The sequence below is a fragment of the Nocardia sp. NPDC050413 genome (assembly GCF_040655475.1).
GTDB classification, from domain to species: Bacteria; Actinomycetota; Actinomycetes; order Mycobacteriales; family Mycobacteriaceae; genus Nocardia; species Nocardia coubleae.
In genome coordinates, this window is record NZ_JBFAJZ010000001.1 from 266,706 (window position 1) to 280,094 (window position 13,389).

Consider the following 13,389-nt stretch of genomic DNA (forward strand, 5'->3'; position numbering starts at 1 on the left):
CCACGACCACGGGCCTCATGTCGGGATTCCCAGTGCTTCGTCGAGCGACTCGCACAGCGCGTGCACCATGACCAGATGAACCTCCTGCACGGTGGCCGTGCTCGGCGCGTCGACCGGCAGCGCGTCGTCGCAGAGCGCGGCGAGGGGATTGGGCGCAGGTCCGGTCATCGCCCAGGTGGTGACGCCTATCTCCTGCGCGGCCTTGGCCGCCGCGACCACGTTCTGGCTGGTTCCGCTGGTGGACAGCAGCACGAGCACGTCTCCGGTCCGGCCGTGTGCCCGGACCTGACGCGCGAACAGTTCGGCCTCGCCGTAATCGTTCACGATCGCGGTGCCCGCGGAGGTGTCGGCGTGCAGTGCGATCGCCGAGAGCGGTCGTCGTTCGTTGCGGAAGCGCCCGACCAGTTCCGCGGTCAGATGCTGGGCTTCGGCGGCGCTGCCGCCGTTGCCGCAGGCCAGCAATCTGCCGCCGTTGTCGAATACCGCGGCCAGTTCGCGACCCCATCTGCGAAGTCCCGGTGCCAAGGAACGGTTCCGCTCCAACGCGCTGGACAAGACGGCGAAATGATCCTCGTTCAAGGCCTACCTCCTGTTCGCGGGCTCACTTCCGGCGGTGAGTTCTTCTGCCACCGAGACCATCGACGGATCGGCCTGGTCGGGAACGTCCCCGACGACGGCGTCGTCCCGGCCGAACAGCAGGGCCGGCGGTGCGCTGAGCGTCGCGTTGCGATGCCGTATCTCGCCGCGGAACCGATACCAGCATGCGGCAGGCGGGATCAGCGCACTGGTCACCACCATTCGCCCGATCTCGCCTGCGGTTCGAGGGCCCTGCACGATTCGGCGCGCGGCGAATTCGGTCGTCAGCGCCGCCCATGCCGCCGCGAAACCGAGAGCCCAGCGCTGACAGCCCGCCACGCCTGAACCCACGGCGGCCGCGCCCAGGGCGGTGGTGACCGCGTGGCGGCCGAGCATGCCGGGTCTTTCGCCGATCCGCTGCCGCCACCGAGGGCCGAACTTTCGCCGCATCAACGCGTTGTCGAAGTTTCCCCGTTGGGCTCGAACGCTGGCCATCGGCCCCGACCTGCGCGTCGGATGGCTGGTGACCCGCTCACCCTGGGCGATCCGGTAACCGGCCAGGCGTACCCGCATTGCCAGATCGGCGTCTTCGCGAAAGGCACGGGGAAAGCGTTCGTCGAAACCGTCGACCGCGAGTAGCACCGCTCTGCGGTAGGCCATATCGGCGGTGATCCAGCGCGCGACGGTCAAGCCCGCCGTTCCCCGTTCCTCGTCGGTCGGTTTGCGATCGGTCGGCAGCGGCACCTCGATGTGCGCGGTGGAAGCGGCCGTCGTCTCATCGAGACCCGCGAGGTCCTCGGCCAAACGATGGGGCCAATCGGGTGTGGTGACGACATCGTCGTCGAGGAAGGCCACCCAGGTACCCGATGCGTGCCGCCAGCCGACATTTCTCGCGGCGGCCGGTCCGCGACCACCGGAGTGGAGCACCCGTACCTGCGGCGAGGTGTCCACCAGGGGAAGTTCTCCGCCGTCCGGGCGATCGTCGACGACGATGATCTCCCTGGGCGGCGGACCGGTGGCGGCAGCGAGCCCGCGCAGCAATACCCGCAGGCTCCCGCGGCCTGTGGTCGGGATGACGATGCTGTAGTCGATGGGTGAATTCATCGGCGCCACACCAGGAACGGGCCGATGGCGAGCAGGTCGATCGGCGCGGAACCGAAGCATTCGAGCGCGTCACGGGGGGAATCGACCATCGGTCTGCCCGCGGTGTTGAGGCTCGTGTTGACCACGACGGGCACACCGGTGCGCTTGTCGAATTCCGAGAGCATCCTGGCCAGTAGCGCATTGTCGGCGGGGTCGACCGTCTGCACCCGCGCGGTGCCGTCGACGTGGGTGACCGCCGGAATCCGGTCGCGCCAGCCGGCGGCGACATCGTGGACGAACAACATGTAGGGACTGGGCAGCGGCCCGCGCGAGAAGATCTCGGGCGCCCGATCCGCGAGCACCATCGGGGCCACCGGCCGGAACTGCTCACGGCCCTTCACGTCGTTGAGCCGCTCGAGGTTCGCCGCCCGACCGGGGTGGGCAAGCAGCGAGCGGTGCCCGAGCGCACGCGGGCCGAATTCGGCACGGCCCTGGAACCAGGCGACGATGCCGTCGTCGGCCAGGGCTTGCGCCACCTCGGCCGCCACATCGTCCGAGCGGGTGTATCGGGCCTTCGCCGCACGGAGAATGGCTTCGAGTTCGGAGTCGCTCCATTCGCGGCCGAGGTCGGCACCCCGCATCGGGGCGACGGGTTCACCGAACTCCACGGCCAATTGCAAGGCCGCGCCCAGCGCGGTGCCCGCGTCGCCCGCGGCCGGCTGGACCCAGACGTTGTCGAACGGTCCTTCGTCGTGCAGGCGCGTATTGGCCACACAGTTCAAGGCGATACCGCCTGCCAGCGTGAGGTTGCGTTGACCCGTTTGCTGATGCAGCCACGTGATCAGCTCGAGCAGCACGTCCTCCAACCGCCGCTGGACGGATGCGGTCAGGTCGGCGTGCTCGCTGCCGAAGTCACCGCCGTGCCCGGCGGGTGCGAAGCTCTCCCACGGCACCGGTTCGGTGCGAAATCCGCCGTCGCCGGTGGTGTACAGCAGTTCCCGGAACCGGTCGAGGAATCGCGGCTTGCCATAGGAGGCCAGGGCCATGACCTTGTACTCGTCGCTGGAACGCTCGAAGCCGAGGTGCTGGGTGAGATCCTCGTACATCAAACCCAGCGAATGCGGCAGCCGCTGCGACGCCAGTTCCACGAATTTGCCGTCCCGGTATTCCCCGGCCAGATACGACGTGCTCTCGCCGCGTCCGTCGGCGACCAACACCGCCGAATCACCCAGCGGCGCCGCCAGCGCTGTCGACGCCGCGTGCGCGACGTGATGGCGGACGAAGCGGACGATCGATGGATCCAGGCCGGGTAATGCGGCGCGCAGAAAGGCGGGCGCGCGGCGGGCGTAATCCGTTCGAGTCTGCTCGCTCTGCTGGTCGAGACCAGCGAGCGAATGATCGACCAGTCCCGGATCGTAGGAGTAGCCCACCGCGTCGAGCTGATCGGGACGTATGCCTGCCTGCGCCAAGCACCACGCGGCCGACTGCTCGGGCAGCTCCCACGTCGAGAACGGCACCGGTCTCTTGCCGTGCTTGCGGCGGCTGAATCGTTCCTCTTCCGCCGCCGAGACGATTTCGCCGTCCACGATCAGCGCCGCGGCGGGGTCGTGGAACACTGCGTTGATTCCGAGAATGCGCAACGGCTCGCCTTTCTCATCGAGGCGACAGGAGGTTGCGCCTCCCGCCGCTACCTGCGTACGCGCTACCCGGTTAAGTCGGGGCTAAACCGTCCGCGCCACGAATCGCTGCCGGGCGAACCACTCGATCGTGCGGCGCAACCCCTCGGTCCGGGTGATCATCGGCTGCCAGCCCAATTCGCGTTGTGCCAGGGAGATGTCCGGGCAACGCCGCTTCGGATCATCGACCGCCTCGTCGATGTATTCCAGCGTCGACGAGCTGTCGGTGGCGATGCGGATCTCTTCGGCGAGGGCCCGCACGGACAACTCGTGCGGATTACCGATGTTGATCGGTCCGGGATGCCCGGATCGGGCCAAGGCGCGCAACCCGAGCACCGTGTCCTCGACATAACAGAGCGAACGGGTCTGCTCACCGGTGCCCGCCACGGTCAGCGGTGCGTTCGCCAATGCCCGCGCGATGAATGTCGGCACCACGCGGCCGTCGTCGGCACGCATGCGTGGCCCGTAGGTGTTGAAGATCCGGGCGATGCCGGTGTCCACCCCGCGTTCGCGGCGGTACGCCATCGTCAACGCTTCGGCGTACCGCTTGGCTTCGTCGTACACGCTGCGCGGGCCGATGGAATTGACGTTGCCCCAATAACTCTCGGGTTGCGGATGTACTGCGGGATCGCCGTAGACCTCGCTCGTGGACGCGAGTACGAAACGCGCGTGATTCCGCTCGGCCAGTTCCAGGGCATTGGTCGTGCCCAGCGAGCCGGCTCGCAGTGTCTCGATCGGTAGCCGCAGATAGTCCGGCGGCGAGGCGGCCGACGCGAGATGGTAGACGACGTCGAAGGAGCCGATGTCGGGCAACGGCTCGGTGACGTCGTGCTGGAGCAGTTCGAAGCCCGGCCGATGCAGTAACCCCGCCACGTTCTCGGGGGTGGAGGTGGCGAAATTGTCGACGGCGACGACGTCGGTGCCCGCCGCGAGGAGTTGCTCGCACAGATGGGATCCGACGAAACCACAACCGCCGGTGACCAACGCGCGCGTCGCGGTGGTACTCACTGTGCTTGCTTTCGCTCGTCGGCGACGCGTGCGCCCGCGGTCCGGCGATAGGCGCGCAACGTCTCCACCGCGACGCGGTCCCACGAATAACGCGTATGGACGCGCTCGAGCCCGGCCGCACCGTACCGGCGCCGGAGTGCGGGCGCGTCGATCAGTTCGCGGATCGCCGCTGCCAACCCGGAGGGATCACGCGGGGGTACCAAGGTGCCGGTGCCGCCGTCGACGACGGTGTCGATGAGACCGCCGACCGCGGCGGCCACGACAGGAACACCGCACGCCATGGCCTCGAGGGGGGTGATGCCGAACGGCTCGTACCACGGTGTGCACACCGCGACATCGGCTGAACGCAACAGGGGAGCCATCTGCGTTCGAGGCACCTGGCCGAGCATGTGCAGCCGGTCGCCGACGCCGAGGTCGTCGGCCGACCTCAGCAGTCGCTGTGCTTCCGGGTCGTCGGCCAGCCGGCCGTCCGGTCCGCCGACCAGCACCAGTTCGGTCCCGGCCAGCTCGGCGAGGGCGGTGACGGCGATGTCGAAACCCTTGCGCGGCACGAGTCGCCCCACACTGATGAGGCGGTGCTCGGCTGTCCTCGCGGCTTTCGGGCCGTCGGGGGAGAACTGGTCGAGGTCCACGCCGCACGGAACCACCGATGTCCGGCGGCGCGGAACACCCATTCGAGCGAGTTCGAATACTTCGTCAGTGCAGGTGGCGATGATTCGGTCTGCCTGCTCGGCCACCTGTTGTTCCAGCCGCAGCCGGTCGGGCGGGCTGGTGTCGGCGTTGCCCTGATACCGACGTTTCACGACACCCAGTGCGTGAAAAGTCTGTACCACCGGGATATCGGTATCGCGAACCGCGGCCAGAGCGGCCAGACCCGACATCCAGAAATGGGCGTGCACCACATCGGGACAGTCGTCACGCCACCGCGCGCGCAGGAAATTTCCGAATTCCGGCATATAGGGCAGAAGTTCGTCCTTCGGCACGGGATGCGCGGGTCCCGCCGGAACGTGCACCACGCGATAACCAGCTGCGGTGGTGACAGTGTCGGACACCCGCGCGCTCTCGCGCCGCGTGTACACCGTGACGTCGTGACCCTGCCGGCACAGGGCCGCGGACAACTCCGCGACGTGCACGTTCTGCCCGCCGGCATCGACGCCACCCAAGGTGGCGAGCGGGCTGGCGTGTTCGGACACCATCGCGATCTTCATGTTTCCGCCTTTCCCGACCTGGATGCCGCCTCTATTCGGTGATCTCGGCCAGTAGGCGATCCCAGCGATGCAGGAAGCTCTCGAGGCCGTAGTGCTCCAGCGCGAACTGCCGTCCCGATTTCCCCGCGAGCACCGCCAGATCGGGTTCGTGGAGCAATTCGCGAAATCTCGCGGTGAGGGTGCTGACGTCCGTGGAGAGCGCGCCTGCCTCGGGCGGTACCGCGCTGACGGCCTCGGTGGTCGCCAGCGCCACTACCGGCATCCCCAGGTGCATGGCTTCCAGCAGCGACAGCCCGAGCGAAGTCCACCGCGCGGTGTGCAGGTACACGCGCCTCTTGGCCATCTCGGGGTGCAATGCCGACTGCCGCAGATCCGCTATCCCGTTGACCGGATGCGCGGTCGGTTCTTGCGGCCGGAAGTCCTGCGCGCCGATCCCATAGAGATCGACCGGACCTTCGCGTGCGAAGCGGGTCAGCAGATCACTGCCGGTGATCCGCCCGCGCCGCATCGGCTCGTTGATCAGCGCGACACCGTGGGGCAGTTCGCCGGTGTAGAGCTCACCGGGATCCACGATCCCGTGCGGGATGACACGCGTGGGCGCCGTGCCGTTGTCCCACATCACCTCGTTGAAATAGGTGACGTGCACGACGGGTATATCGGTTCGCTCCGCCATCGGATGCGTGGTGAGCGCCGCGCTCGGACGTGGGGTGTTGTGCTCTACATAGACGGCGGGGATGTCGACGCCGGGTCGCCGCCCGAGCCATCGATGCGCGAGGTCGATCTCCTCGGGACGTTGCAGCACGAGCACATCCACCTCGATGTCGCGCAACGCGTCGACGGTGACCTCTTCGGTATTCGGCCAGTCGCGTCCGCACCGGCCAAGGCCCCACGGTCCGCGCTCGTCGGTTATCGGTAACAGATAGTGATGCGGCCCTTGGACGAAGGCGGTGGTCCACGAGCCGTGCACATGCCACAGAAGAATTCTGCGCGGTCCGATCATGTCGTAGTTCTTGCCGTTCGCCGCGTGATCAAACCGCGCGGTGCCCCGCTGATTGGCGCGGCAGACACCGGGTATCTGTCGAGACATGTGCGTATTCGTCATCGAATGGGCAAAGTTCCGCACGGTGGACGCATCGACCTCGGAGGCGCTCGACGAGCTGCTGCCGGGGCGGGCGTCATGAGTACGAGCAAGATCACGGTCGTCATCGCCACTCGAAATCGCGCGACCGAATTGGCGAGAACGCTCACCGAGTTGTGCGCGCTGAGTCCGCGCCCGGCGATCGTCGTACTCGACAACGCATCCGACGACAACACCGCCGACACGGCCGAAACATTCCCGGACGTACACGTTGTCCGGTTGGCCGACAATCGTGGAGCGGCCGCCCGCAATCTCGGCGTGGCGATCGCCCGAACACCGTACGTCGCCTTCAGCGACGACGACTCCTGGTGGGCAAGCGACGCGCTCGCCGAAGCCGAACGGATATTGGATTCCTATCCACAGGTGGGCCTGATCGCCGGACGCACTCTCGTCGGCTCTGAGCATCGAGACGATCCCGTCAACGAACTGATGGCCGACAGCCCGCTCGGACACGATCCGGGCCTGCCCGGTCCGTCGGTTCTCGGCTTCCTGGCGTGTGCGGCGATCGTGCGAAAAGAGGCATATGCGCAGGCCGCCGGATTCAGCCCACTGCTGCATTTCGGTGCCGAGGAACGATTGCTCTCGCTCGACCTGGCCGCCCGCGGTTGGCATCTGTGTTACGTGCCGACGGTGCGGGCCCACCATCACCCCTCCACCCACCGACCCCCGCAGGCGTGGCGGCGGCGGGCCGAACAGCGCAACAACGCCTTGATCACCTGGATGCGGCGACCACTACGGCACTGCGCCACGGAGTCGATCGACCTGGTTCGCCGGATCGTGCGCGAGCCGCAGACGCTGTTGACCGTCGCCCAGATCGTCCAACGGTTGCCGAAAGCGTTGGCGCAGCGGCGTCCTCTGCCCCCGGAAATCGAAATCCGTGCCAGGACACTCGAACTCGCCCACACAAGGAGCTGACCGATGTCGACACACCGGATGACGGTTGTCATCATCACCCGTGACCGGCGTGACCAGCTGCTGCAGACCCTCGCGCATATGACCGCGCTGCCCGACGCGGCACCGATCATCCTCGTCGACAACGGCTCCGCCGACGGCACGGCCGACGCGGTCGCGGCGAACTACCCGCAGGTGCACTTGATCCGCTCCGCCGAAAACCTGGGTGCTCTCGGTCGGAACCTCGCCGTCGAGCGGGTGCGAACGCCCTACGTGGCCTTCTGTGATGACGACACCCGCTGGCAGCCAGGTGCGTTGACTCGCGCGGCGGATCTGCTCGACGAGTATCCCGATCTAGGATCGGTGACGGGACGCTGTCTCGTCGCACCCGACCTGCGCGAAGACCCGATCACTCCCGAATTCCGCGATTCGCCGATCTCCGGCCCCGACTGGCTGCCCGGGCCCGCGCTCCTGGGAGTGATGGCCGGCCTGTCCGCCTTCCGCGTGCGCGCGTTCGAGGAGGTGGGTGGCTTCTCCCGGCGCCTGTGGTTCGCGGGCGAGGAAGAGCTGCTCGCGTTGGATCTCGCGGCACGCGGATGGTGGATGTGCTGGGTGGAAGACATGATCATCCACCACGAGCCCTCCCGCACCCGCGACGCCACCCACCGTCGCGGGCTCGGAATCCGCAACACGCTGTGGACCCTGTGGTTGCGCCGACCGGCCCGCAGCGCGGCCCGCCGCACCGCCGTCGTCCTCAGATCGGCCCCCGCCGACCGCACGACAGCCGCCGCCGTATTCGCGGCCCTACGCGGGCTGCCATGGGTATTGCGCGAACGAAAGGTCCTGCCCGCCCAGGTCGAGGCGGGCCTCGTCCTGCTGGAAGCCTCGCAACGCAACTCGACCGCCCGCCGCTACGTCGGCTAGTCGGCGTGCCTCACGAACCGTCGACATTTTCGAACCGGCTGAGAAACCGAGCGCGGTGTTGAGACCCCACGTTGTCCAGAACTGGGTCAGTGGTCGGCACCGGAAACGCGCGAGAGCGGCACGAGCAGGCTCCAAGAGTTTGTTCAGGATGTCGAAAAGGTTTCCAAATATTCTCTAAAGCAGTTGCACACCAATGCAATACCGCTTCTTCGGGAGCTCTCGAGAGGAAACCATGAAGACAGTCATATCTTCTATCGGACTCGCACTCGCTGCTGTGGCCGCAGCGATAACTGTGACCGCTCCCGCCGCATCAGCCGACGGACCCTCGCGAGGTGCCTGCTTGACCATCGTGAACAACACCCCCAAGTCCATTCGTATCGTGATGCGAACAACGCCGATCGGGAACAAGCCTAATTGGAGCCACGACATCGCTGCTCGCTCTCGTGCGGTTCTCAAGGACGGGAACCGTAATCACCTGCTGTCGCCCGACGGTACGTGGAACATCGAGGGCCCGGCAGGCACGTGGTGGTTCGACGGCCAGATGCGCCAAGGCGCTTGCAATGGGTCCTGGAACTACACCGTGAACTGAGCGAGGTAGTTCGACCGCGGCTTCCACGTTCGAGTTCAATGGCGCGAACGTGGAAGCTGCGAAAGCATGACTCGCCAGAGGCGATCGCCGATACCGGATTCTGACGAACACGACAGTCGTGGAGCTGGCCGCCGTCGCACGGTGTGATCTCCGTGTCGTCGTTCCAGGAGTCCCAACAGCTGGAATCTGAACGACACGTTGAGAGTGAACTTCGCATCGAACACCCCTTCGGTCACGACCTGCGGGGAACTCCGTATTGCTCGAGATCGAGATGGCGGTGATCGCGGCGCTGGTGCTCGTTACTATCTCGGCAGATAGCGAAGCGCAGGGGGAGTGCGCCGCCGATAGCTCGGTCGGAAATTCACATGTCGTACGGAAACGACCGTTCATCGAACACCCTGCTGGGAGCAGCCGTTGGACGAAGCTGCCCGGCGTACGCGCTTGTAGGCTCCACACATCACCGATTCGATGTGGGGGTAGGCATTGGCAGGCAAGGGATTACGCCGAGTCGCGGGAGTCCTGGCGATGGCACTGGTCGCGACAGGTAGCGGTGCGGGGCTGGGTGCTGCGGCTCCGCAGGCGCCGACCGTGGTGAGCGTGGAGCTGCCCGCGCCGACCGGCCTGTCCCCGGTCGGGGTCACCGAATGGCATCTGATCGACAGGAACCGCACCGATCCGTGGACCGGCGGGCCGCGGGAAGTGCTGGCCCAGATCTGGTACCCCGCCGAGAACACCGCGGCCGAGGCTGCATCATGGATGCCGCCGGGTGCTTCGACCGCGCAGGAGGAATTCCTCAGCGAGCTCGACGTTCCCGCCGGCACCTGGACTCTCGCCTCGAGCCACAGCCGCCGCGACGCACCGGTCCGCAAGCGCGATGGCGGGTTTCCGGTCCTGTTGAACTCTCCCGGAATGGGCGACGCCACCGGCTGGAGCACCGCCCAAGCCGAGGATCTCGCCAGCCACGGTTACGTGGTCGTCGCCCTCAATCACACCCACGAAGCGTTCGCCGTCGAGTTCCCCGACGGCCGCACCGCCCTGACACAGGTACCGCTGGATTCCCCTCAGGAAGTTCTGCGTGACCTGTTGCTGCCCACCCGGGTGGCCGACACACGCTTCGTCCTCGACGAACTGACCGCCGCCCACACCGACGAGCGGAGCACGAAGGCGCTACCAGTCGGACTCATCGAGAACCTGGACTCGAGCCGGGTGGCGATGTTCGGCCACTCGCTCGGGGGGTCGACCACTATGCAAGCTCTACACGAGGACCCCCGGATCCGGGCGGGGGTGAACTTGGACGGCCCTGTGCTCGGATCCGTCGCCGAGAGCGGTCTCGACCAACCGCTGCTGATGTTGGCCGGCGAGTTCTCGCCGTGGTTCGGTGAGCCGGGCTGGGAGCCGTATTGGCAGGACAACACCGGGCTGAAAGTCCCGCTGCGGGTACGGGGAACTCAGCACATGTCGTTCTGCGACCAGCAACTGATCCTTGCCCGTCTCGCCGACACCGGGCTCCTTCCCGGTGAGGTACGACAGAAGGCGGTCGGTGCCATCGACCCGGCCCGCTCGATCGACCTGCAACGCACCTACCTACGCACCTGGTTCGACACCGTCTTCGGCCGCGCCGACCTCACCGCAACCGTCACCGGCCTGGCGCAACCGGAAGTCGTGCCGTACCCGTAGATCGACGTGATCACCGTGTTCTAGAAGGAGTGCTTCTCGAATTGCCCAGTCGATCTTCGTGAGTCGCCTCTGTTATCGGCGGGCAACAGCGTCTGTATCGCGCGCTACGTCGGGTGATCGCCCAAGCCGACCTCGTGTGCACAAGGGCGTCCGGTGTTTCGAAGACTTTCCGGCCGACCAGCCACCCGCACTCACCACCGAAACGCTCGCCATTGTCCGGTACCAACAGGTTTGGAGCCACCTGGTCCCGTCGGCTGGCCGGCCACACGCCTCGAGGTTGAGTTCGGGACAGGCGTGTTCGTTGTCTGCGGCAGCAAGCGCGAGCGGGGTGGGGTCGATGACTACTGGGGCGCGTCTTGCGGTGCGGTTGCGGCGTACGCGTATTCGGTGGCCGTCGGGCGCTGCGACGGATTCCCGTCGTTCACGCGATTAGGCGCGGAAGGCACCGTCGGCTTGGGACAATCGTTTTCGGAGCCGGTCGGCGAGGCAATTGGGGGTGGTCGTTCGATGACGAGGATGCGTGGATCGAATGGATACGGGGGTGGAGCCGAGGTGCCCGACATCGCGCGCCGGTCCGGGCCTATGCCGCTGCCGGAGCCGGTGTCCGTGCTGCACGATCGAATCCTGCTGCACGCCAACATGCGTACCGCCCGCGCGCTCGTGCCCCTTCCCGCCCCTGTCGCTGGGCTGGTGCTGACGGGCAAGACGGCGGCCGCCGGGATCAAGACCCTGCGTCGCGAGCATCCGGACCTGCTGTTGCTCCGGGATCCCGAAGGGTACCGCCGTGCCCTGGCCACCGAGCAAGAGCCTTTCGTGCTCGATGACGACGAGTCGCAACATCTGTTTCCGTTGTCACTCGACGACTACTTGCGAGCTCAGCGCGACTGCGGGGCCGACCTGGCGCTGACGCCGACCGGCTACCTCGGCGCCGGGAATGATGACGCGCTGAGGGCGGTGATCCGTACGGCCGACCGGATCGCGCGCGACGATGTCATCGTCAGTCTGCCGATCGATATCGCCTGGCTGCGCGACGATCACATCGACCACCTCATCGCGGCAACCGCCGGGCTCGACCGGCCCAAGGCGGTGCTGCTCGGTGGACAGTTCGACCCCATGCGAAGAAGCGCGGAGGCGGTCCAGAATTTGCGTCGACTGGTGGCCGAGGGAGGCGATGTCGCCGTGCTGCGAACAGATCTCACCGGCTTCGACGCCATGAGTCACGGCGCCTACGCGACGTCCCTCGGCACCGGCGGCAGCCTTCGCCACGTCATCCCGTTCGGACAGCGGTCGTTCGGCGGGGGAAATGACCCCTCACCGACCGTTTTGCTCGCCGAACTGATGTCCTTCTACAAGGGCTCTACGCTCGTCGAGCGGTTCGCCGACAGTCGGCCGCCGGTGTGTGCGTGCCTGTCGTGTCAGGAACGGCCGATGGACCGGTTCGTCGGCCGGGGCGACACTCTCGACGCGCACCGCCACAATGTGCACGTGTGGGCATCCTGGGCGAACGACCTCTATGACCAGCCGACAGTGGACGGGCGGGCGACCTGGTGGAAGAACCTGTGCTCGGCAGCCGTGGATTACGCCGCGGTGCTCAACGCGCGGATCAGGCAGCCCGGTGCGTTCCAGCCGCCGAGTACTCTGCGCTCCTGGGCAGAGCTACCCGAGTGGTGGCCGATGCCGGGAACTACCGCGCGAGTTCGGGCGCGGTAGTCTTCTCGTACAGCTTCTCGGCGAACAACCACTGGCCGCACGAATGCCGTTGTCGCACATACAGTTGCGGTTCGACGAGCGTTCGCAGCCCGGATGCGTCGGACACGCAGATGCCGATCCCGAAGAACGAGGCTTGCATTTGTGCTTCCGCGAGATCGTTCGGGATCGACCGCAGCAGCATCGCACGGCTACAGAACGGGGCGAACCGACCCGCCGAGCGCAGCCCTTCCTGCCATGTTCGGCTCGCCACCACGGCCAACCGTGCCGATATCGGCGCCCTGGCACGTCGGACGTAGTTGCCGCCCTCGACCTCGACGACGCCGGCCGGCGCCTGCCCGATGATCCGGCGCTCACGGCTGGTGAGATCACCGACGGAGATCGGCAGCCCGACCGGCAAATTCATCACGGCGTCCAACAGGTCCAATCGGGTGACCGCGCCGAGACCGAGCCGTCGGCGGCGTTCGATTTCCTGGACGTCGGGTAGATACGCGATTCCCACGGTGGCGTCGAACATCCGCACAACGGCGTAGGCACACGGCTCCGACGAGCCGGCCGGGTGCTGTGCGGACAAGGCGACGCGCGCTGCCTCGACCACACCGCTTCTACTCACGAGACCGCCGCCGTCCACGTCACAGACCGGAGCGTAGCCGCAACGCTGAACCGCCGTACGACGACGTCACTGCCCGGACGAGGGCGGCTGCTGACCGATTGTTTCACTGTGATCCGGGCAAGCCACGACAGATCCCAGACACAAGAAAACCCCCTCGGACCCAGGTCAGAGGGGGTTTTCGCTGTCGGGCTGACAGGATTTGAACCTGCGACCACTTGACCCCCAGTCAAGTGCGCTACCAAGCTGCGCCACAGCCCGTTCCTTGCCCCCGTCGCCGGGTGCTCGGAAAGATTACCGCA

Annotated in this window: 12 protein-coding genes, 1 tRNA gene and 1 pseudogene; 6 read left to right on the forward strand and 8 right to left on the reverse strand. The window is 66.7% G+C overall.

Going from position 1 to position 13,389, the window contains the following annotated elements:
• Window positions 1-15: 15 nt before the first annotated feature.
• The 6 genes from AB0I19_RS01260 to AB0I19_RS01285 all read right to left on the reverse strand — a co-directional run bounded on the left by AB0I19_RS01260 (window position 16) and on the right by AB0I19_RS01285 (window position 6,551).
• The gene (locus AB0I19_RS01260; RefSeq protein ID WP_067489020.1) at window positions 16-579 is read right to left on the reverse strand and encodes an SIS domain-containing protein; all 564 of its coding nucleotides are present in this window, start codon (window positions 577-579) and stop codon (window positions 16-18) included.
• Window positions 580-582: 3 nt separating this feature from the next.
• Window positions 583-1,680 (reverse strand): glycosyltransferase, encoded by a 1,098-nt coding sequence (locus tag AB0I19_RS01265; protein WP_357143213.1) that lies wholly within the window; start codon window positions 1,678-1,680, stop codon window positions 583-585.
• Window positions 1,677-3,299 carry a carbamoyltransferase C-terminal domain-containing protein gene (locus tag AB0I19_RS01270; RefSeq protein ID WP_357143215.1) on the reverse strand — a complete coding sequence of 541 codons (1,623 nt, stop codon included), beginning with the start codon at window positions 3,297-3,299 and terminating at the stop codon, window positions 1,677-1,679. Before AB0I19_RS01270 ends, AB0I19_RS01265 begins: the two co-directional genes overlap by 4 nt.
• Before the next feature lie 81 nt (window positions 3,300-3,380).
• Entirely contained in the window at window positions 3,381-4,343 is a 963-nt protein-coding gene (locus AB0I19_RS01275; protein WP_357143217.1) for a UDP-glucuronic acid decarboxylase family protein, read from the reverse strand.
• Window positions 4,340-5,551 (reverse strand): glycosyltransferase, encoded by a 1,212-nt coding sequence (locus tag AB0I19_RS01280; protein ID WP_357143219.1) that lies wholly within the window; start codon window positions 5,549-5,551, stop codon window positions 4,340-4,342. Before AB0I19_RS01280 ends, AB0I19_RS01275 begins: the two co-directional genes overlap by 4 nt.
• 31 nt (window positions 5,552-5,582) lie before the next feature.
• A complete protein-coding gene (locus AB0I19_RS01285; protein ID WP_357145049.1) occupies window positions 5,583-6,551 on the reverse strand; it encodes a glycosyltransferase in 969 nt (322 codons plus the stop codon).
• A 177-nt stretch (window positions 6,552-6,728) separates the two neighbouring features.
• Between AB0I19_RS01285 and AB0I19_RS01290 the strand changes: the two genes are divergently transcribed.
• The 6 genes and pseudogenes from AB0I19_RS01290 to AB0I19_RS01315 all read left to right on the forward strand — a co-directional run bounded on the left by AB0I19_RS01290 (window position 6,729) and on the right by AB0I19_RS01315 (window position 12,480).
• The gene (locus AB0I19_RS01290) at window positions 6,729-7,604 is read left to right on the forward strand and encodes a glycosyltransferase (RefSeq protein WP_357143221.1); all 876 of its coding nucleotides are present in this window, start codon (window positions 6,729-6,731) and stop codon (window positions 7,602-7,604) included.
• Window positions 7,605-7,607: 3 nt separating this feature from the next.
• Window positions 7,608-8,504, forward strand: coding sequence for a glycosyltransferase (locus AB0I19_RS01295; RefSeq protein WP_357143223.1), 897 nt, complete (start codon window positions 7,608-7,610; stop codon window positions 8,502-8,504).
• A gap of 340 nt (window positions 8,505-8,844) precedes the next feature.
• Window positions 8,845-9,093: a hypothetical protein gene (locus AB0I19_RS01300; RefSeq protein ID WP_357143225.1), complete on the forward strand. Its 249-nt coding sequence runs from the start codon at window positions 8,845-8,847 to the stop codon at window positions 9,091-9,093.
• A 525-nt stretch (window positions 9,094-9,618) separates the two neighbouring features.
• Window positions 9,619-10,770 carry a hypothetical protein gene (locus AB0I19_RS01305; RefSeq protein ID WP_357143227.1) on the forward strand — a complete coding sequence of 384 codons (1,152 nt, stop codon included), beginning with the start codon at window positions 9,619-9,621 and terminating at the stop codon, window positions 10,768-10,770.
• 136 nt (window positions 10,771-10,906) lie between these two features.
• Window positions 10,907-11,121: pseudogene (locus tag AB0I19_RS01310) on the forward strand (DUF6196 family protein); the annotation flags it as partial.
• Window positions 11,122-11,376: 255 nt separating this feature from the next.
• Window positions 11,377-12,480, forward strand: coding sequence for a hypothetical protein (locus AB0I19_RS01315; RefSeq protein ID WP_357145154.1), 1,104 nt, complete (start codon window positions 11,377-11,379; stop codon window positions 12,478-12,480).
• On the opposite strand, the gene AB0I19_RS01320 is transcribed toward AB0I19_RS01315, so the two are convergent.
• Both AB0I19_RS01320 and AB0I19_RS01325 read right to left on the reverse strand, forming a co-directional pair.
• The gene (locus AB0I19_RS01320) at window positions 12,455-13,090 is read right to left on the reverse strand and encodes a hypothetical protein (protein ID WP_357143229.1); all 636 of its coding nucleotides are present in this window, start codon (window positions 13,088-13,090) and stop codon (window positions 12,455-12,457) included. The two genes, AB0I19_RS01315 and AB0I19_RS01320, sit on opposite strands and share 26 nt — an antisense overlap.
• Window positions 13,091-13,274: 184 nt before the next feature.
• Window positions 13,275-13,348 (reverse strand) — tRNA-Pro (locus AB0I19_RS01325).
• Between the last annotated feature and the right edge of the window lie 41 nt (window positions 13,349-13,389).

Excerpts from the sequence above, each read along its gene's own strand:
- AB0I19_RS01290 (WP_357143221.1), top strand. The coding sequence starts at position 6,729 with ATGAGTACGAGCAAGATCACGGTCGTCATCGCCACTCGAAATCGCGCG.
- AB0I19_RS01305 (WP_357143227.1), top strand. The coding sequence starts at position 9,619 with ATGGCACTGGTCGCGACAGGTAGCGGTGCGGGGCTGGGTGCTGCGGCT.
- AB0I19_RS01295 (WP_357143223.1), top strand. The coding sequence starts at position 7,608 with ATGTCGACACACCGGATGACGGTTGTCATCATCACCCGTGACCGGCGT.
- AB0I19_RS01285 (WP_357145049.1), bottom strand. The coding sequence starts at position 6,551 with ATGATCGGACCGCGCAGAATTCTTCTGTGGCATGTGCACGGCTCGTGG.
- AB0I19_RS01265 (WP_357143213.1), bottom strand. The coding sequence starts at position 1,680 with ATGAATTCACCCATCGACTACAGCATCGTCATCCCGACCACAGGCCGC.
- AB0I19_RS01280 (WP_357143219.1), bottom strand. The coding sequence starts at position 5,551 with ATGAAGATCGCGATGGTGTCCGAACACGCCAGCCCGCTCGCCACCTTG.